The 240-nt window shown below is 64.6% G+C and carries 1 protein-coding gene; it reads right to left on the reverse strand.

What is annotated here, in order from left to right:
* Positions 1–136 (reverse strand): alpha/beta hydrolase (locus tag AX750_RS26970; RefSeq protein WP_197432845.1); only part of this gene is annotated, 136 nt, incomplete at its 3' end.
* Positions 137–240 lie beyond the last annotated feature (104 nt).

A 240-nucleotide genomic window follows, 5' to 3' on the forward strand; every position in this document is an offset into this window, starting at 1 on the left:
GGAAGAACATCATCTGGTTGTCCCAGTCATCGGCCGAGAGCGGCCAGCCGTGATGGAACACGATCGGTGTCGCGTCGCGGGCACCCCAGTCCTTGTAGAAGATCTCGGTTCCGTCGCTGGTTTTGACGAAGCTCATGGCGGGTTTCCTTGGTGAGCGAGGATAGGCAGGATGAATCAGGGCTGCCGCTGAAGGCTCAGGCGGTCGCCCTTGCCGGCGCCGCCCGGTACCGGGCGGCCGGC

The organism is Methylobacterium sp. CCH7-A2, from assembly GCF_001557075.1.
Taxonomy (GTDB): Bacteria; Pseudomonadota; Alphaproteobacteria; order Rhizobiales; family Beijerinckiaceae; genus Allobosea; species Allobosea massiliensis.